Raw genomic sequence first — 17,249 nt, 5'->3', positions numbered from 1 at the left:
GACCGACAGGAGAAGCCCAGCCATGACCACCGTCAAAGCGACCGGGCTCGTAGCCAAGTCCTGCGCATCGTTACTCGCCGGCGGACTGATCGCGATGCTCTCGCCCTCCGCCGCCGTCGCCGCCCCCGAGTACTCGACCTCCGAAGCGGGCAACCCCTTCGTCGACGGCTGGTACGCCGACCCCGACACCGCGCGCTACGACGGGCGCTACTGGGTCTTCCCGACGACCTCCAAGAGCTACGCCGAACAGACCTACCTCGACGCGTTCTCCTCGACGGACCTGGTCCACTGGACCAAGCACAGCGAGGTCCTCAAGACGGCCGACGTCTCCTGGGCCAAGTACGCCCTCTGGGCGCCGGCGCCGATCGAGCGCGACGGCAAGTACTACCTGTACTTCGCCGCCAACGACATCCAGAACGACTCCCAGCTCGGCGGCATCGGAGTGGCCGTCGCGGACCGCCCGGAAGGACCGTACAAGGACGCCATCGGCCGCCCGCTCGTCTCCCGCTTCCACAACGGCGCCCAGCCCATCGACCAGGACGTCTTCATCGACGACGACGGACAGGCGTACATGTACTACGGCGGCTGGGGACACGCCAACGTCGTCAAGCTCAACCGGGACATGACCAGCCTCGGCACCTTCGCCGACGGGTCGACGTACAAGGAGATCACACCGGCGGACTACGTCGAGGGGCCCCAGATGTTCAAACGGGGCGGCAAGTACTACCTGATGTGGTCCGAGGGCGGCTGGACCGGACCCGACTACTCGGTGTCCTACGCGATCTCCGACTCACCGACCGGCCCCTTCGAGAAGATCGACCGAGTGCTCGCCCAGGACCCCGCGGTCGCCAAGGGATCCGGGCACAACTCCGTGATCAATGTGCCGGGTACCGACATCTGGTACATCGTCTACCACCGCCGCCCGCTCGGCGAGACCGACGGCAACCACCGCCAACTCGCCTATGACCGCATGTACTTCAACTCGGACGGAACCATCCGACGCATCCAGATGGGCGTGAAGGACAACTTCGCCGACGACAATGCCCTCGGCTGGCGGACCTACGGCGGCTCCTGGTCGGCCGACGGCGGACGCTACCGGGCGGGACACTCGCTGGGCGGCAAGGCACTCCTCGACACCGACTTCGCCGACTTCACCTACGACGCCGACGTACGCCTCGGCTCGGGCAACGGCGACGCGGGCCTGACCTTCCGGGTGACCCGGCCGTCGGTCGGCGTGGACGCCTACACCGGGTATTACGCGGGCATCCGCCGGGACGGCCGGGTCGTGCTCGGCCGGGTCGCCGACTCCTGGACACCGCTGGCGACCGCGCACACGTCCCTTGACCCCGGGGCCACCCACCGGGTGAGGGTCACGGCCGTCGGTCCCTCCATCAAGGTGTACGTGGACGACATGACGACCCCGAGGATCTCCGTCACCGACGCCACGTACCGCAGCGGTGCCAACGGCGTCCGGGTCTTCGACACCGGTGCCTCCTTCGACAACGTGGCGGTCGGCCCGGTCCGCTGAGACATCCGGCGGGAAGCGGGGCGAACCCGCTTCCCGCCGGGACCTCGGAGGGCCTGGAACCTACGGCCTCTCCTCGGAGTACAGAGCCCTCACCTCCTCGGCGGTGAGGGCCTTGTCGTAGGCGTGGACCTGGTCGACCGCCCCGTTCCAGAAGTCCGTCGGGTTGCCGTCCCACTGGGCGCGGCCCACGGTCAGCGGGCCGGTGCTCGGGTAGGCCGGTCCCGCGGCCGACGTGGCGGCCGGCTCACCGTCGACGTACAGGCTGAGCCGGTTGTCCGCGCCGTCACGCACGCCGACGAGGTGGTACCAGCGGCCCGTCTCCGGAGTGGTCTCCATCCGGGCCCGCTTCTCGCCGGGCGTGCTGAAGGCGAAGGCGCCCTGACCGTACTGAAGGTAGAACGGGCTGGCCTGGCGCCGCGTGTCCTGACTGACCGCGGTGGCGTAGTTGCCGGGAAGCTCGTCGAGCCGTACCCAGGCGGACACCGAGTAGCTGCTGGTGGTGTCGAGCACCGGCCCGTCCGTCTGCGCGGACTGGCCCTGACCGTCGAACTTCAGCGCGCTGCCGCTGACGCCGGGGGTCCAGGCCGTGCCCGCGGCGAGCGTCAGGTCCCGGCCGCCTGGCCCGCCGTCCTCGGCGGTGGTGCCGGAGCCCTCGTCGAGGGACCAGCTGCCGCCGCCCGTCAGCGGCTCCCGGTCGCCCGCGGCCGCGCCGGCCGCGATGACCTTGCGGTTGACCTCGCGGACCCGGACCGGATCGACCTTGATCTCCCGGCGGTCGTACGTGTACAGACCGTTGAGCTCGTTCTCCAGGTCGGTGATCTGCGTGTACACCGAGCCGGACAGCTCCGCACCGGCCTGGGCCAGGTAGAACTCCTCCGTGTTCGCCACGTACTTGCGGGTCAGCGCCTCCTTGTCGGCGACACCGCTGTAGATCACGGTCGGCGCGCCCGGCCACATGTGCCCCGGCGTGCGCAGCGTGAAGCCACCGTGTTCGCCGTCCATGGCGGCCCTGGTCTCGTCGGGGAAGGGCGGATCCTCGTTGTTGTAGTCGTGGTGGTCGATGATGTCGCCCTTGCCCGAGTCACCCTTGGAGTTGCAGCAGTTGACACCGCTGTGGGCGTTGACGATCCGGGACGGGTCGGCGGCCTTCACGGACTCGGCGAGACGGCCGGTGGCCTCCCGGTTCCACTCGCCCCAGCCCTCGTTGAAGACGATCCACCCGATGATGGAGGGCGAGTTGTGATGCTGCCGCATCATCTCCGTGCCCTGCTCGACGAACGCCTGCTGCCCGGACTCGTCGGGGAAGTTCCCGGAGACGAAGTCCTGCCACACCAGCAGCCCGAGCCGGTCCGCGTGGTAGAACCAGCGCGGCGACTCCACCTTGATGTGCTTGCGCACGGCGTTGAAGCCGAGCTTCTTGTGGGCCTCGAGGTCGAAGGCGAGCGCGTCGTCGCTCGGTGCCGTGTACAGACCGTCCGGCCAGAAGCCCTGGTCGAGGGTGGCGAGCGAGAAGACGGGCTTCCCGTTCAGGACCAGCTTCGGGAACCCGCCGACCTTTTCGACGCTGATCTTCCGCATGCCGAAGTAGCCGCCGACCCGGTCGGTGGACCTGCCGTCGACGAGCTTCACGTCGAGGTCGTAGAGGTACGGGTCGTCGGGGCTCCACAGGTGCTGCTTCGCGACGGGCAGCCGCAGCTTCTCGTTGGCCGGCCCGCTGACCCTGCCGACCACCTTGCCGCGCTTGTCACGCGCGACGGCCTCGACCCGTGCCTTGTCGGAGGCGTCACCGGACTCGACGGTCACCGCGAGGCTGCTGGTGTCGATGTCCGGGGTCGTGACTACGTTGTCAACGGACGCGCGGGCGACGGGTTCCATCCACACCGTCTGCCAGATGCCGGAGGACTGGGTGTAGAAGATGCCGCCGGGGTTCCGGGACTGCTTGCCCATCGGCTGGTTGGCGCCGCCGGTGTCGGTCACCGCGACGACGACCTCCTGCGGTCCCTTGCCCTTCAGCGCGTCGGTGATGTCGGCACTGAAGGCGTTGTATCCGCCGGTGTGCTCCGCGACCTTCTTGCCGTTGACGAAGACGCGTGCCTGGTAGTCGACGGCGCCGAAGTTGAGCTTCAGGCGGTTGCCGGCCTTGTCGCTCTTGCCGACCTTCCAGCTCTTCGGCACCTCGACGAGCTTGCGGTAGAACATGTGGTCCTCGTGCCGCTCCAGCCCGGAGAGCTGCGACTCGACCGGGAACGGCACGATGATCTTCTCGTCGAGGTTCTTGCCGAAGACCGGCTGCTCCCCGGCCTCCGCGGCGCTGAACTGCCACGGCCCGTTGAGGTTCTTCCACTTCGACCGTACCTGCTGGGGGCGCGGGTACTCGGGCAGCGGGTTCTTCTCGTCGAGCCGGTCGCCCCACGGGGTGGTGAGCCGGTGGGTGGACTCGTTCTGCGCGTACCGGACGACCTGGGGCACCGTCTCGCCGCCGTCGGTGAGGCCGCCCTCGCCGTCGTAGGAGAACTTGACCTGCTGGTTCTTCTGGATCGGCTCCGCGAGCGTGATGAGGAGCGAGTTGCGGTCCCCGGGCGCCACCCGGACCGACTTGATGGGCATCGCGGTCGTGTCGGCCTCGACCTTCAGGTGCTTCGCGAGCCCCCTGACGTCGCCGACCCTGTCCTCGAAGCTGGCCCGCACCTGCCGGCCGTCCTCGCCGACGTTCAGCGCCAGCGGGTAGACCTCGAAGTCGTCCGGCGGGGTGAACGCCGACATCGGCACGAGCTGCTTGGCCGTCGTCGGCGTCGACCAGCGCAGGAACATGTTGGCGCCGCCGGTGTCCTGGAACATCTCCAGGCGGAAGTCGTGCTTCTCACCCGCCTTCAGGTGGACCGCCGCGCTGGTCTGCTCGTTGTCCCAGTCCGGCTGCCAGTGGTCGATGACCGGCTCGCCGTCGATGAAGAGCCGGAAGCCGTTGTCGCCGATGGCGTGGAAGGTGTAGTCGCCGGTGGCAGGTGCCGCGATCTGCCCGGTCCAGCGGGCGGTCGTGTGCTCCGTCTTGCCGGTCAGCTCCTGGAAGGTGCTGGTCAGACCGGAGAAGTTGACCTGCGGGTCGAGCACGGTACCGCCGAGTTCGGCGAAGTCCCTCGCCCCCGGCGCGGACATGCTGAAGTACTCGCCCTTCAGGCCCTGCACCTCGACGGCGGCCGGGCCGTCCTTCTCGGCCTGGACCGCGGACGTGCCGGTGGCCGCCTCCGCGGCCGTGGCGGAGGCCGTGAGGCCGCTCGTGGGCAGCACCAGGGCCGCCGCTGTCAGGATTGCCCACACTCTGGCTCGTGGGCGGGTGTGTGGTCTCGTCATCGGACCCTTCCTCGGAAGCCATCTTTGCAACGTTGGAAAGCTTTTGTCAGCGGAATGACAACACGCCCCTCCGCGCCTGTCCAGACCTCGCGCACCACTTCACTGATCCGCCGTCAACCCAGGCGCGGCAAAGGCTCACTCCCGACGCGTCACAGGAACTTCCAGAGGTGGTCGGCGGTCCCGTTGTCGTCGAACTGGACGACCTGCGCGCTGTTGCCGGTCGACATGCCGTCGACGCCCAGGACCTTGCCGCTGTGCCGGTTCCGGATGCGGTACCAGCCGTCCCCGTCGTCCACCAGCGTCCACAGGTGGTCGGCGGTGCCGTTGTCCTCGTACTGGACGACGCGGGCGCTGTTGGCGGTGGACATGCCGTCGACGCCGAGGACCTTGCCGCTGTTGCCGTTGCGGATCAGGTACCAGCCCTCACCCCGGTCCACGAGCTGCCAGGCGTGGTCGCTGGTACCGGAGTTGTCGAACTGCACGACGCGCGCGCTGTTCTCCAGGGACATGCCGTCCACGGCGAGGACCTTGCCGCTGTGCTTGTTCTGGACGCGCCGGAACGGGGGTTCGGGCGTCCAGGTCCTGCCGTCGGGCGTGGCCGTGGGGAACGAGGTGATGCGCAGCCTGGCGGCGCCCATGGGGACGAGCGTGACCGTCTCGGCGGGGGAGTCGCTGCGCGCCGGCCCGGCCTGCAGGGGCGCGACCACGTTCTCGTCGTCCGCGATCCACTCCTCGACGCGACGGGCCTCGGCGCTGATGCGGACCGGGACCGTGTCGTGGGTGAAGGGATTGTCGGGCACGGGACCGCGCGCCGGGGTGAACTCCAGTCGGGGCGACGCGGCGAGACCGTAGTTCCACGGCGAGGTGGCGTGCACCGCGTACTCGGGGAAGGTGTCGTCGCCCCCGTACCGCTCGTACCGCTCGCCGATCCGCAGGGAGTAGGTGAGGGGCCCGTGCTGGACGCTGACGGCGTCGTGCTGGTCGGGCCAGTGGCGCAGTGTGGTCCGCTGGGGGAGGCGCAGGGTCACCGTGTCGCCGCTGCGCCAGGTCCGCCGCACGGTGACCCAGCCGGGTCCGACCGGCGCGGCGACGGAGCGGCCGTTGACGCGGACCTCCGGCCCGTCGCACCAGCCCGGCACCCGCAACCGCAGCGGGAAGGAGACCGGGCGCGGCGTGGACACGGTCAGCGCGACGGTCTCGGTGAAGGGATAGCCGGTGTCCTCGGTGACGGTGACCGTCGTGCCCCCGGCGACCTGCGCGCGGACCTCGCTCGGGGCGTACATCGCCGCCGCCAGTCCGCCGTCCGGGGTGGCCAGCCACAGCTCCTCGGTGAAGTAGGGCCAGCCCATGCCGTAGTTGTGCGGACAGCAGCGGTACTGGTCGACGCCGGGCTGGAAGGACTGCATGGCGAAGCCGTTCTGGAACTGCCCCTGCGTCTTCGGCCGGTTGTCCAGGTCGATGCCGTTGGCGCTGGTGACGTAGTGGATGGCCTTGCCCCGCGGGTCGAGGGAGGCGGGCAGCATGTTGAAGGCCAGGTCCTCGCACCGGTCGGCCCAGACCGGGTCGCCGGTGATCCTGGTGAGCAGTTCGTGGCTGGCCATGAATTCGACGATCCCGCAGGTCTCGAAGCCCTGCCGCGGGTCGGTGAACCCGGGCCGGTAGTTCTCGTCGCCTGCCATGCCGCCGCCGGGGAACCGCCCGTAGACGTCCATGACCCGGTCGTAGGCCCGGTAGGTGGCCCGGATCAGCTCCGGATCACCGGTCACCTGCGCGTACTGCGCGGGCTCACGGAAACCCTGGGCGATGTTGACGTTGTGCCGGGAGGGTGTGGGACCCGTCCAGTCGGCGCCCAGGGTGTGCATCTTGGTGGCCAGGTCGAGCAGGAACCCCTCGCCGGTGCGGCGGTGCAGCCACAGGGCGACGTCGAGGCCGTCGCCCCAACGGTAGGAGACCCAGCTGGTGTTGAAGGCGCCGGGGCCCTGGGCGTTCATGAAGCGAAGGAACCGGGTGATGAAGGGGACGACGCGCTCGTCCCCCGTGTACTCCTCGTGCGTGCGCAGGGCCTGGAGGAGCGGCAGGAACGGCCAGAAGTCCGGACCGCCGTTCAGCGACGTACGCAGCGCGCGCGGCCCGAAGAAGCCGTCGCTCTGCTGGGTGGCCAGGATCGCCTCGATCCACGTGTCCGAGCGCGCGAGCGCCTCCCGGTCCCCGGTGGCGACCGCCATGGGCACGTATCCGCGCAGCCAGTACGGCACTTCCTCCCACGCCCCGCGCTCCGGGTGCACCCAGCCGGTCGCGGAGAAGTCGAGGAAGTGCGACAGGCTCTCGAACCGGCCGCACAGGCCGTCGAGCTGGAGTCTGAGCTGACCGGCGAGCCAGCCCCGGGCGGTGACGCTGCCGGCGGGCAACTTCCGGAAGGCGTCCGGCGCGAGCGCGCCGGTCGCCCTCGTCGTGGCGGCGGACGCGGAGGTGATGAGCGGGCCGCCCAGCGCCGCCGTGCCGAGGGCCAGGGCGCCGGTGCCGAGGAGGGCGCGTCTGCTGACGGACATTGCGGGTCTCCTGACTGTGGACTCGGATCCTTCAGTGCCGCCGGTCCCACCACGGGCCGCACGGGGGCAGGGCACCGTGCCGACGGGCGTACGAGGTCGCGGAGTTGTACATCGTTGGAAGACGGGAGCGCACTGAGGATCAGAGCACACCCCCGTGACGACCGTCCAGGGGTGTGACTCGCCCGATCCGGCCGGACGCGTGCTTCCGGCCAACGGCTCAGGGCAGCGGCTCAGGACCGCCCGGGATGGTCGGAATCAGGCACCGCGACGGGCCGGAGCACCGTCAGGGGCCCCTCCTGACGAGCCACCATGGCGAACGGGAACCTGTCGACCTCCAGGCAGAGACCGACGTCATCGGGGTGGAACCCGCTCCGCAGCCCTCCGGCGAGTTCAGCCGCGGCGCGAGAGTTGCGCGCACGGTGGACATACGGGGCAGCGTCGACACCGCCGCCGTCGATACCGCCGCCGTCCACACAACGGCCGATGTACTCGGCACAGGCCAGGTCCTCGTCGGCCCTGCCGTCCTCCCCGGTGACGACGAACGTGACCGGACCGGCCTCCTGGCTCCGCAGGAACCGCGCGGTAGGTCCGGCCACCACGAAGCTCGCGCACAGGACCAGCGGCGCGTCCGCGACGGCCAGCGCGCCCACGGTTCCCGCCGTCGTCTTCTGCACCAGCGTGCGACCGGCGAAATCGGCGGACCTGAGCAGGCCCGGCGAGTTCACCGCGTCGAACCCCGCCGCCGGAGCCCCGTCCTTCAAGGCGAGCCAACCGGGCCGGCTCTCCTTCAACTCCAGCGCCTCACGCTCCGTGGAGGCCAGGACAATCCTCTCCACTCCACGCGAGAAGGCCCAGGCGGCCACGGTGAAGGCCCGCATGACGTCGATGACGACCGCGACACGCGGAACGTCGGTCAACTCCGGTATGCCAACGAACTGATGATCCATCGTGCCATTGTGCCGCCCGGTCAGTCGTCGAGTGCTTCGGCCATGGCGTCGAGGTCGGCGAGGAGCGAGGGCAGGCGGTCTGCGGGAACCTTGCTGATCATGCGTGTCTCGATGGCGTAGACGGCCTCCCGGGCGGCATGGAGGCGTTCCTGTCCGGCCGGGGTGAGGTGGACGGGCAGGGCGCGGCCGTGCTCGGCGGACTCCGGCCGGGTGATCAGGCCGGAGTCCTTGAGGCCGCGCAGGACGACGTTGGCGGACTGCCGGGTGACGAAGGTGCCGCGGGCGAGGTCGGCGTTGGACAGGCCGGGCCGTTGATCGAGCAGTTCCAGGCAGGAGTACTGCGGGACGGTCAGCCCGTGTTCGCGCAGTGCCTTGTCCATGCTGTTGCGCAGGGCGGCCGCGGTGCGTTTGAGGCGGTATCCCACGTGCTCGGTGATGGTGTGGGCGGGATGCGGCGGGGGGACGGGCGTCCGGTCTTCCATGTCAGCATTTTGACATGCGCGCCGGCAGCCGCCTACAGTCCTCAATGTCAAAGTCCTGACATGCTCATCTCTGGAGGAACCATGACCGCCACCGTCCACGGCCCCGACTTCATCGCCCTGCAGGTCAAGGACGTACCGGCCGCCGCGGCCTTCTTCGAGGAGCACCTCGGCCTGGACCGCGCCCCGGCCTCTCCGCCGGGCGCGGTGGTCTTCGCCACCACCCCGATCCCCTTCGCCGTGCGCGAGCCGCTCCCGGGCACCGACCTGGCCGACGGCTCCATCCCGGGCCTGGGTGTGGCGCTGTGGCTGCGCACCGACGACGCCGACAAGCTGCACGCACAGCTGGTCGCGGCGGGTGTCGACGTCGCCGGACCGGTGCAGGACAGTCCCTTCGGTCGGACGTTCACCTTCACCGGCCCCGAGGGCTACCGGCTCACGGTCCACGGAGGCTGACCGCGGCCCGTCCCAAGCTCTTGCCGTAACCGCAAGATTGTGTGCCAGGTCATGGGGCGGCTGGCAAGACTGCGACCCATGACCACAGCACCACGGCCGATGCCGCACCGCTTCCGGCGCTCCGCGCGAACGGTGGCGAGCGTTCTCCTCACCCTCCTGCTCGCCATCGCCACCGGGGCCTGTTCCACACCGGCAGCGGAGGACGACGCCCCCGCGTACGCAGCCGTCACCCAGGACGATCCTAGGTTCGAGAAGACCTTCCGGCACGAGTTCGCCGACGTCGACGGTGTCCGTATGCACTACGTGAGGGGCGGCAGCGGCACGCCGGTCGTGCTGATTCACGGTTGGCCGCAGACCTGGTACGGCTGGTGGCCGATCATGCCGGAACTCGCCAAGCACCACACCGTCTACGCCGTCGACCTACCCGGACTGGGCGACAGCACCGGCTCCCCCTCCGGCTACGACAAAGCCACGCTGGCGCGGTACGTGCACAAACTGATCGCCGATCGGCTCGGGCTGGACGACGCCCGTGTCATCGGACACGACCTCGGTGCCGCGGTGGCATTCCAGTACGCGAGCCAATTCCCCGACGACACCGCGCGCCTGGGCTACCTGGACCTGCCGCTGCCCGGGCCCGCGATCGACGCGCCGACCTACCGCTCACTGAGCTGGCACATCGCCTTTCACGCCCAGCGGCGAGTCCCCGAGGCGGTCGTGGGCGACGACGTCAGGGAGTACCTGGCGCTGTTCTACCCCCAGGTCTCATACCGTGGTTCGGCGTTCGGCGGGACGTCCGACGACTCCCCGTTCACCCGCGCGGAGATCAACGAGTACGCGCGAACCTACAGTCGGCCCAAAGTCCTCTCGGGCGGCTTCGAGCTCTACCGCGCCCTCGACCAGGACGTCCGCGACACCGTGGCCGCGGCACCGGTACGTGTCCCGACCCTGCTCATGACCGCGGAAGGACAACTCGACGCGATCCGGGGCACAGTGGCCCCCCGCATGACCAACATCGAGCGGGCGGTGGACGTTCCGAAAGCCGGACACTGGCTCGTCGAGGAGAACCCCCGCTTCGTTACCGCCGAACTCCTGAAGTTCCTCGACGGATGACCACGCCGGCTGCGCGAGCCGGCCGCCGTGGTCCGAGGTGGACAGCCTGGACACGACACGGTCGGTCGGCCTCGACCCTCTGTGCCTCGATCCGCCGTGCCGGGGTAGTCGTGACAGAGGACGGGAACCGGAGCAGGAGGTGCCGACGGTGAGCGGATCATCCCTACGGGCAGTGGGCTGGGCAAAGTCGTTGCCGCTCACCAGCGATGTGAGAACGGCACGTGACTGGGCCCGCGGCCACCTGCGGAAGATGCGGTGGACCGCCACGGCTCCGGAGACGGTGGACGCCGTGCTGCTGACCGTGTCGGAGCTCGTCACCAACGCGCAGGTACACGCCCGCAGCAGCGCACAGTTGATGATGACGTGGGACGAGCGCTGCTTGCACATCGCCGTGCACGACTCTTCCGGCGACCTCCCCCTGCCCCGGGCGGCGAGCACCGACCGCCTGGGCGGGCGCGGGATGTTCCTCGTCGATGCGCTGGCAGACGACTGGGAGGCCCGTAGGTGTCTCGACGGCAAGACCGTCATAGCCTGTTTCCGTCCGCCCGCCGCGACCTCGTAACTCCCTCTGGCCTCGCAGTGACTCACGTCTGATCGCTCGCCTGCGGAGAAACCTGCCGCTCGAAGAACGTCTCCAGCACAACCGTCGCACTGGTGCCGTTGACCCCGTCGATGGCGTAGATCCGGCGCAGCACGTCCTGCAGCTGCTCGGTGGTCGCGGTCCTGACCTTCACCAGCACCGAGGCGCTGCCGGCGATGATGTGCGCCTCCAGGATCTCGGGCAGCGCGGCGAAGTCCTGCGCGGAGTCGCCCATCCACGCCGTCGAGTCGACCATCACGTAGGCGAGGACACCGCCGCCGACCGCCGCCGGATCCACTTCGGCCGTGGTGCGTCGGATGACGCCCCGCTCCCGCAGCTTGCGCACGCGCTCATGTGCCGCCCCGGCGGACAGGCCCACGGCCTGGCCGAGCGCGGCGTAGGACTGCATGGCGTCCTGCTGGAGTCGCGTCAGGAGGACACGATCAATGTGATCCACAATTCTCCATTCGGACTACAGACGCATGGACCATACGTCATCTTAGAATATGCGTGACAGGCCGAAGATGGTTCGGCTCATCTCTAGGAGGGGACCCATGACCGGCGAGAGCCCTGCGCTGTACGAGATGCTCGACGACCGGTTCCGTACCGGGCGGTGCATGAACGGCGACGACGGCCTGGAGGTGCTGTACACCGGCTGCCGCTGGGCCGAGGGACCCATCTACCTGCCTGCCTGGCGGCAGGTGATCTGGAGCGACATCCCCAATGACCGGATGCTGCGCTGGGACGAGGAGACCGGTGCCGTCAGCGTCTTCCGCCGTTCCGCCGGGCACACCAACGGCAACACGCTCGACCGGCAAGGCCGGCTGATCACCTGCGAGCAGGGCAACCGCCGGGTGACACGGACCGAGCACGACGGCACGGTCACGGTGCTGGCCGACCGCTGGCAGGGCAAGCGCCTGAACAGCCCGAACGACGCGGCGGTGAAGTCGGACGGCTCCATCTGGTTCTCCGATCCGGACTTCGGCATCACCAGCGACTACGAGGGCTACCGCGCCGAGAGCGAGATCGCGGCCAACAACGTCTACCGGATCGACCCGGACAGCGGTGAGGTGGATCTGGTCGCCGACTGCTTCGCGGCGCCGAACGGGCTCGTCTTCTCCCCGGACGAGCGTCAGCTCTTCGTCTCCGACACCCGGGCCGGCTGCGTCCGGGTCTTCGACGTACGGGACAACGGCACCCTCTCCGACGGCAAGATCTTCGCCGAGGCCGCCCGTCGCGCGAACGCCCGCTTCGACAACCTCCGATTCGACGCCGACGGCCGGCTCTGGGCGGCCGCGATGGCCGACGGGGTGCACTGCTACGACCCCGACGGCACCCTGATCGGGCGACTCAACATCCCCGAGACGGTGGCCAACATCTCCTGGGGCGGCCCCAAGCGCAACCGCCTCTTCATCACCGCGGAGACCAGCCTCTACTCGGTCGTCATGGGCGTCACGGGCACGCACCCGACCGGCCCAGGGCGGCGGCCCTGGCTGGACCCGGAGTCCAGGTGATCGTTGGGCCGAGGTCCACGCCGAGGGCGGTCCGGACTTGCGGGGAGCCGTGCGCGCGAGCACGGTGGAGACATGAGTGGTAAGGACGGTCCCACACTCATCTCGTCGGTGCAGCGAGCCTTCCGGCTGATGGAAGCGGTCGGCGCGCACGAAGGCGGCGTCCCGGCCAAGCAGCTGGCACGTGAGACGGGGCTGGCCCTGGCCACCACCTACCACCTCCTGCGCACGATGGTGCACGACGGCTACGTGCGCAAACTCGACGACGGCTCGTTCGTGCTCGGCGAGAAACTGGGCGCGCTGCATGGCGGAAGCCGCGAACAGGCGGCACTCAGCAGGGTCCGTCCGACGCTCACCGAGTTGCGCGACGGCCTGTCGGCCGCGGCCTACCTGACCTTCTACGAGGAGGGCGAGATCCGGGTCGCGGAGATCGTGGACGGCCCGAAAGCCCCACGTGTCGATCTATGGGTCGGCTTCGAGGACGCGGGACACGCCACGGCGCTCGGCAAGTGCGTGCTGCGGGAGCTGGGCCAGGAGGCGCGCGCCGACTACCTCTCCCGTCACACGCTGCACGACCTCACCCCGCGCACCATCACATACCGTCGCGAACTGCTACGACGCCTCGACGCCGCGGCTCAGGGACCTGCCGTGACCGACGTCGAGGAGTACGCCCTCGGCACCGCGTGCGTGGCGGTGCCCGTCCGCCAGGGCGACACCATCGGCGCGCTCGGGATCTCCCTGAACGTCAGCCGTTCCGCCTCGCTCGACGATGCCGTCGCGCGGCTGCTCGTCACCGCGGAACGGGTGTCCCGGGGGCTCTCGCTCACCATCTGAAATCCGGGCCCTTGTGAGGGGGTGGCCGCGTCCCGTTTCCTGGATGAGACGGGGCAAATCGGACAACGGTGTGAGGGATGGATAAGTGACTGACCAGAGCCTGGCAGGACCGTACGAGTACGGATCGGTCGCCCACCACGTGACGAACGGCTGGACCGTCGTCGGCGCCAGTGGTGAGATCGACATCGCGTTTGCGCCCGTCGTGCGAGCCGAGGTGGTCCGGCTCCTGGACGAGGGCCACCGGCATTTCGTCCTGGACCTGTGCGGTACCCCGTTCCTGGACTCGGCGGGCCTCGGCATGATCGTCGCGGTCACCAAGCGTATCCAGGCACACCACGGCTCGCTGCGGATCGCCTGCGACGACGAGCGGCTGCTCCGCGTCTTCACCCTCGGCGGGCTGCGTCCCGTCTACTCGTTCCACGACACCGTGGATCAGGCCGTCGCACAGCCCGCCGGTGCCGAGGAACTCGCCGACTGGCCGCACATGCGGCACTGACGTACGCGGTGCCTCTGCGTGGGCGTCGCACGGGTGCGGGTACCGGTGCGCCGGTGAGCCAGGCGATCGTGGACTCTAGACTCGCCGCTATGAACCGATGGGAACAGCTGACCGGTGGCACGTCCGGTGAGCAGTACGCCGCGCGTTTCGCGGAGCTCGCGGAACACGGACAGGACGTACACGGTGAGGCGCGGCTGTGCGCCACGCTGGTGCCCCGCGGGGCACGTGTGCTGGACGCGGGCTGCGGCACCGGCCGGGTCCTGATCCAGCTCGCCCGACTCGGATACGACGGCGTCGGCGTCGACCGTGACGCCTCCATGCTGGCCGTGGCCCGGAGAAGCGCGCCACGGCTGACCTGGCTGGAAGCCGATCTGTCGGACTTCGACCCGGCCGCCGTCGGCATCACCCCTGGCTTCGACCTCGTCGTCGCCGCGGGCAACGTCTTTCCGCTCCTCGCTCCGGGCACCGAGGCCGACGTTGCGGCCACGCTGGCCCGCGCGCTGCGCCCGGGCGGCCTGCTCGTCGCGGGCTTCGGCCTGGACCGGGACCATCTGCCCGTGGCGCCCCACCTCACCCTGGCGCAGTACGACGCCCACTGCACCGGAGCCGGTCTCACCCTGACCGACCGCTTCGCCACCTGGGACGCCGACCCGTATGACGGTGGCGGCTACGCGGTGAGCGTCCATCGCCGCTGACCGCCCTGCCCGCACCTTCATGAAGTGCCGGCGTGCTCCCGATGCCGCCGAAACTCGATCCGGTCGGGCCCGTCGGACTCCAGATGCCCCGCCACCGACCAGCCGCACGCCTCATAGAACGCGACGGCCGTGACATTGCCGGCAAAGGTCTCCAGGCGGATTTCCTCATACTCGGCGAAGAGCAACCGCTCGGCCTGCGCCAGCAGCAGCCTCCCGAGCCCTTGGCGTTGACGGTCCGCGTCGATCATCAGCAAGTCGACGGTGGACTCCTCTGTGATCAGCAGCCCCACGAGATCCCCACCCGCCTCCAGGCAGTGGAGGTGCCCCTGGCGAAAGTGCGACTCGATGTGATCATCAGAGGCCCCGCTGCTGATGAACCAGTTGACGCCCTCGTCTCCCAGAAATGGACGGTAGCGCGCGTCGATGGTGCGCCGGGCAAGCTCCTGAAGAACCACGACGTCCTCCCCGAGGGCAGGACGGAGGAGCGGGACCGGCCGGGGAAGCGGCATGTCAGAGAGCTCCAGACGGGAACAGGCCGAGACGAACCACGCCAGTCTGCCAGCCACCCACTCGCAGCGGCACGTCACGGTGCGCGTGGCATCGGCCGGACACTGCGGGTCAGAAGGGCATGCGGCCACGAGCCCGGCGACCGGCCGAACCGCTGCGACCGACGGCCTTGGAGCTGCTGCGGAACGGCTTGCTGAGTGCGCGGCCCAGGATGCCGGGTGCCTTGCCGCCGGCCCGGGACCCGACGCCCAGCGTTTGCTGGGTACCGCGTTGCGGACGATGAGACAGACGCGGCACGAGGAACGCGAGCACCGCGAGAACGACGCACACGGCGACGATTCCGACGATCATCATGATGGAACTTCCTAACGCGAGACGTGTCTGTCGGTTGCCCTGGGGATGAGGGACCATGCGTGCCGGGCGGAACAGCTCGTAGGCCGAGCGCCTTCGTTCTAGGGACTGTCCACGCAGGGCAGGGTGGTGAGGCTGGCGTCCGTGCCCGCTTCAGTGGCGCGTCTGTTCGCGCTGACAGCGTCGCCCTGGCCGAGGAACTCGCCCGCCGCGCGGCCCGCGCTGCCCCACGTGCCCGGGCGCCGACGTAGCCTCCTTCTACCACCCGGCCGGCGAAGGACTCGACATCGGGGGCGACTTCTCCGACATCCTGCGGCTCCCCGACGGCCGGTGGGCCTTCATGCTCGGCGACGTGTGCGGACGCGGCGCCAACGCCGCCGCCACCCTCGTCCGCCGCACCGCACGCCCCGTCGCCCCACTCCCGCCCGACCCCGAAGCCGTCGTGCAGGCCGTCAGCAGCGCCCTGTGCAACCGGCCCGACAGTCATGGGAGCGGCATCGTCACCCTCGTCTACGGCCACCTCACTCCCGCCCCCAACGGGCTGGACATCGAGCTGATCCGCGCCGGACACACCCTCCCGCTCATCCTCGGCACCCACCACACCACCCACACCGTCGAGGCGGACGGGTCCCTGCTGGGCACCCCCCCCGACACCCACCTGCGTCCCCACCGTCTCCACTCAGGCCCGCGGGAGAGCCTGCTGCTCTACACCGACGGCGTCTTCGAGGCCTGTGACACCGACGGCGAACAGTTCGGCGAAGAGCGCCTCGCCGACGCCGTGACGAGCGCACTGCACCGGCCCAGCGCGCACGACGTCATAGACGCCCTGGCCCGAGCGGTCCGCACCTTCACCGGCGACCACGAGATCGACGACGATCAGGCCGTCCTCCTGCTCACCGCCACCAGCCGCTGACCGTGCGGCGCGCACCGGTCAGGTGGCCAGGTCCAGCCATGCTCCGACGGCCAGCACATGCGCGCGCCTTCCGGCGTGCGCACGGGACTCGTTCTCCGGGTCGGCGACTTCGGCGGAGCCCGCGATCTGTCCGGCTGCTCGGTGTCGTAATGCATCGGCACCGCGTACCAGGCGTCGAGGATCTCCGCCGCCGCGGCGGCCTGTCTCGGGTCCAGCGCGGCGGGCAGCGGGCTCGGCGGCCGCAGGTGCGGCGCGTCGCCCTCCGCGACGTCGGCGGGCAGGAACACCGCGTCGAACGGGCTGAACCGGCGCGCGACGAGCCACCCACAGCCGTGGAACATTGTGTCGCCGCCCTGGAAGACCCGCTGCCCGTCGGCCTGCACCACCCAGTTCAGCTGCGGGTCGCCCAGGCCGTCCACGGCGGACACCGCGGTGACGCGGAACAGCCCGATCTCGCGGGTGGACCAGGCATCCACGACCTCGGCGGCCAGCCGGTGCTGGACCAGCTCACGCTCGGTCACCACCGTCGTCACGTTCTCCACGTCGTCGCCATGACCGGGCGCCGGTCGCAGCACCGGCGCCCTCGGCGGCAGCCCGTCCGCGAGCGCGGCGGCGGCGGTGTGGGCGCCGGTGCAGGTGGGTCACCAGCGCGGCGCCGACCTCGCCGCTCGGCACCTCCAGCCCCTCGCCCGGGCTTCCACCCCGGGAACAGCGGTGAGAGATCACGCACGTAGTCGATCACCAATCGCTCGCCGCCCGTCTCGATCTCCCGTCCGGCCCAGCCCAGTCGTCGCACCCGCATCTCGCGCACGAACGCCTTGTCCAGCGTGGAGATCTGCAATGACTCCTTGGTGCCGAAGTGCTCGTGCACCCCGGATTTGCTCCTCTCCAGTTCTTCGGCGAGGCGGCCGATGGTGATGCCCTCCATGCCTTTTCGGAGGCGAT

18 protein-coding genes are annotated in these 17,249 nt (G+C 69.8%); 9 read left to right on the top strand and 9 right to left on the bottom strand.

Annotated features, from left to right (window positions below; translation table 11 throughout):
• The first annotated feature begins 22 nt into the window (after positions 1-22).
• Positions 23-1,528 (top strand): glycoside hydrolase family 43 protein, encoded by a 1,506-nt coding sequence (locus tag ACFC1X_RS11460; RefSeq protein ID WP_376351351.1) that lies wholly within the window; start codon positions 23-25, stop codon positions 1,526-1,528.
• 60 nt (positions 1,529-1,588) lie between these two features.
• On the opposite strand, the gene ACFC1X_RS11455 is transcribed toward ACFC1X_RS11460, so the two are convergent.
• The 4 genes from ACFC1X_RS11455 to ACFC1X_RS11440 all read right to left on the bottom strand — a co-directional run bounded on the left by ACFC1X_RS11455 (position 1,589) and on the right by ACFC1X_RS11440 (position 8,854).
• The gene (locus ACFC1X_RS11455) at positions 1,589-4,876 is read right to left on the bottom strand and encodes a LamG-like jellyroll fold domain-containing protein (protein ID WP_376351349.1); all 3,288 of its coding nucleotides are present in this window, start codon (positions 4,874-4,876) and stop codon (positions 1,589-1,591) included.
• 149 nt (positions 4,877-5,025) lie between these two features.
• A complete protein-coding gene (locus ACFC1X_RS11450; RefSeq protein ID WP_376351347.1) occupies positions 5,026-7,425 on the bottom strand; it encodes a beta-L-arabinofuranosidase domain-containing protein in 2,400 nt (799 codons plus the stop codon).
• Positions 7,426-7,655: 230 nt separating this feature from the next.
• Positions 7,656-8,372, bottom strand: coding sequence for a 2-phosphosulfolactate phosphatase (locus ACFC1X_RS11445; protein ID WP_376351344.1), 717 nt, complete (start codon positions 8,370-8,372; stop codon positions 7,656-7,658).
• A 20-nt stretch (positions 8,373-8,392) separates the two neighbouring features.
• Positions 8,393-8,854 carry a MarR family winged helix-turn-helix transcriptional regulator gene (locus ACFC1X_RS11440; RefSeq protein ID WP_376351342.1) on the bottom strand — a complete coding sequence of 154 codons (462 nt, stop codon included), beginning with the start codon at positions 8,852-8,854 and terminating at the stop codon, positions 8,393-8,395.
• Positions 8,855-8,935: 81 nt separating this feature from the next.
• On the opposite strand from ACFC1X_RS11440, the gene ACFC1X_RS11435 reads away from it, so the two are divergent.
• From ACFC1X_RS11435 to ACFC1X_RS11425, 3 genes are all read left to right on the top strand, one after another.
• Entirely contained in the window at positions 8,936-9,307 is a 372-nt protein-coding gene (locus ACFC1X_RS11435; RefSeq protein ID WP_376351339.1) for a VOC family protein, read from the top strand.
• A gap of 78 nt (positions 9,308-9,385) precedes the next feature.
• Positions 9,386-10,417, top strand: coding sequence for an alpha/beta fold hydrolase (locus tag ACFC1X_RS11430; protein WP_376351336.1), 1,032 nt, complete (start codon positions 9,386-9,388; stop codon positions 10,415-10,417).
• Between the two features lie 148 nt (positions 10,418-10,565).
• Positions 10,566-10,979, top strand: a complete 414-nt coding sequence (locus ACFC1X_RS11425; RefSeq protein ID WP_376351334.1) for an ATP-binding protein — start codon at positions 10,566-10,568, stop codon at positions 10,977-10,979.
• A gap of 22 nt (positions 10,980-11,001) precedes the next feature.
• Here the strand turns inward: ACFC1X_RS11425 and ACFC1X_RS11420 are convergent, their stop codons facing one another.
• On the bottom strand, positions 11,002-11,454 hold the full coding sequence (locus ACFC1X_RS11420) for an Lrp/AsnC family transcriptional regulator (RefSeq protein ID WP_376351331.1): 453 nt from the start codon (positions 11,452-11,454) through the stop codon (positions 11,002-11,004).
• Positions 11,455-11,551: 97 nt separating this feature from the next.
• On the opposite strand from ACFC1X_RS11420, the gene ACFC1X_RS11415 reads away from it, so the two are divergent.
• The 4 genes from ACFC1X_RS11415 (at position 11,552) to ACFC1X_RS11400 (ending at position 14,533) form a co-directional block, all read left to right on the top strand.
• Positions 11,552-12,511 carry an SMP-30/gluconolactonase/LRE family protein gene (locus ACFC1X_RS11415; RefSeq protein WP_376351329.1) on the top strand — a complete coding sequence of 320 codons (960 nt, stop codon included), beginning with the start codon at positions 11,552-11,554 and terminating at the stop codon, positions 12,509-12,511.
• Between the two features lie 72 nt (positions 12,512-12,583).
• Positions 12,584-13,342: an IclR family transcriptional regulator gene (locus ACFC1X_RS11410; protein ID WP_376351327.1), complete on the top strand. Its 759-nt coding sequence runs from the start codon at positions 12,584-12,586 to the stop codon at positions 13,340-13,342.
• Between the two features lie 85 nt (positions 13,343-13,427).
• Positions 13,428-13,838 (top strand): STAS domain-containing protein, encoded by a 411-nt coding sequence (locus tag ACFC1X_RS11405; protein ID WP_376351324.1) that lies wholly within the window; start codon positions 13,428-13,430, stop codon positions 13,836-13,838.
• Between the two features lie 89 nt (positions 13,839-13,927).
• Entirely contained in the window at positions 13,928-14,533 is a 606-nt protein-coding gene (locus ACFC1X_RS11400) for a class I SAM-dependent methyltransferase (RefSeq protein WP_376351321.1), read from the top strand.
• Positions 14,534-14,550: 17 nt separating this feature from the next.
• On the opposite strand, the gene ACFC1X_RS11395 is transcribed toward ACFC1X_RS11400, so the two are convergent.
• The gene (locus ACFC1X_RS11395; protein WP_376351318.1) at positions 14,551-14,988 is read right to left on the bottom strand and encodes a GNAT family N-acetyltransferase; all 438 of its coding nucleotides are present in this window, start codon (positions 14,986-14,988) and stop codon (positions 14,551-14,553) included.
• Between the two features lie 163 nt (positions 14,989-15,151).
• Positions 15,152-15,394 carry a DUF6411 family protein gene (locus ACFC1X_RS11390; protein ID WP_376351315.1) on the bottom strand — a complete coding sequence of 81 codons (243 nt, stop codon included), beginning with the start codon at positions 15,392-15,394 and terminating at the stop codon, positions 15,152-15,154.
• Between the two features lie 337 nt (positions 15,395-15,731).
• On the opposite strand from ACFC1X_RS11390, the gene ACFC1X_RS11385 reads away from it, so the two are divergent.
• The gene (locus ACFC1X_RS11385; RefSeq protein ID WP_376351312.1) at positions 15,732-16,304 is read left to right on the top strand and encodes a PP2C family protein-serine/threonine phosphatase; all 573 of its coding nucleotides are present in this window, start codon (positions 15,732-15,734) and stop codon (positions 16,302-16,304) included.
• On the opposite strand, the gene ACFC1X_RS11380 is transcribed toward ACFC1X_RS11385, so the two are convergent.
• A complete protein-coding gene (locus tag ACFC1X_RS11380) occupies positions 16,268-16,846 on the bottom strand; it encodes an MBL fold metallo-hydrolase (RefSeq protein ID WP_376351309.1) in 579 nt (192 codons plus the stop codon). The genes ACFC1X_RS11385 and ACFC1X_RS11380 overlap by 37 nt on opposite strands.
• Positions 16,834-17,232 carry a hypothetical protein gene (locus tag ACFC1X_RS11375; RefSeq protein WP_376351306.1) on the bottom strand — a complete coding sequence of 133 codons (399 nt, stop codon included), beginning with the start codon at positions 17,230-17,232 and terminating at the stop codon, positions 16,834-16,836. The genes ACFC1X_RS11380 and ACFC1X_RS11375 overlap by 13 nt, the downstream gene beginning before the upstream one ends.
• Positions 17,233-17,249: the final 17 nt, after the last annotated feature.

The organism is Streptomyces sp. NPDC056128 (genome assembly GCF_042263835.1).
In the GTDB taxonomy this organism is placed as follows: Bacteria; Actinomycetota; Actinomycetes; order Streptomycetales; family Streptomycetaceae; genus Streptomyces.
This window is presented reverse-complemented; position numbering and strand designations above follow the sequence as displayed.

What these genes read in the sequence shown, in the direction of transcription:
- ACFC1X_RS11385 (WP_376351312.1), top strand. Translation starts at nt 15,732, where the DNA reads ATGCTCGGCGACGTGTGCGGACGCGGCGCCAACGCCGCCGCCACCCTC.
- ACFC1X_RS11430 (WP_376351336.1), top strand. Translation starts at nt 9,386, where the DNA reads ATGACCACAGCACCACGGCCGATGCCGCACCGCTTCCGGCGCTCCGCG.
- ACFC1X_RS11410 (WP_376351327.1), top strand. Translation starts at nt 12,584, where the DNA reads ATGAGTGGTAAGGACGGTCCCACACTCATCTCGTCGGTGCAGCGAGCC.
- ACFC1X_RS11435 (WP_376351339.1), top strand. Translation starts at nt 8,936, where the DNA reads ATGACCGCCACCGTCCACGGCCCCGACTTCATCGCCCTGCAGGTCAAG.
- ACFC1X_RS11375 (WP_376351306.1), bottom strand. Translation starts at nt 17,232, where the DNA reads ATGGAGGGCATCACCATCGGCCGCCTCGCCGAAGAACTGGAGAGGAGC.
- ACFC1X_RS11415 (WP_376351329.1), top strand. Translation starts at nt 11,552, where the DNA reads ATGACCGGCGAGAGCCCTGCGCTGTACGAGATGCTCGACGACCGGTTC.
- ACFC1X_RS11390 (WP_376351315.1), bottom strand. Translation starts at nt 15,394, where the DNA reads ATGATGATCGTCGGAATCGTCGCCGTGTGCGTCGTTCTCGCGGTGCTC.
- ACFC1X_RS11445 (WP_376351344.1), bottom strand. Translation starts at nt 8,372, where the DNA reads ATGGATCATCAGTTCGTTGGCATACCGGAGTTGACCGACGTTCCGCGT.
- ACFC1X_RS11460 (WP_376351351.1), top strand. Translation starts at nt 23, where the DNA reads ATGACCACCGTCAAAGCGACCGGGCTCGTAGCCAAGTCCTGCGCATCG.
- ACFC1X_RS11400 (WP_376351321.1), top strand. Translation starts at nt 13,928, where the DNA reads ATGAACCGATGGGAACAGCTGACCGGTGGCACGTCCGGTGAGCAGTAC.
- ACFC1X_RS11455 (WP_376351349.1), bottom strand. Translation starts at nt 4,876, where the DNA reads ATGACGAGACCACACACCCGCCCACGAGCCAGAGTGTGGGCAATCCTG.
- ACFC1X_RS11440 (WP_376351342.1), bottom strand. Translation starts at nt 8,854, where the DNA reads ATGGAAGACCGGACGCCCGTCCCCCCGCCGCATCCCGCCCACACCATC.
- ACFC1X_RS11450 (WP_376351347.1), bottom strand. Translation starts at nt 7,425, where the DNA reads ATGTCCGTCAGCAGACGCGCCCTCCTCGGCACCGGCGCCCTGGCCCTC.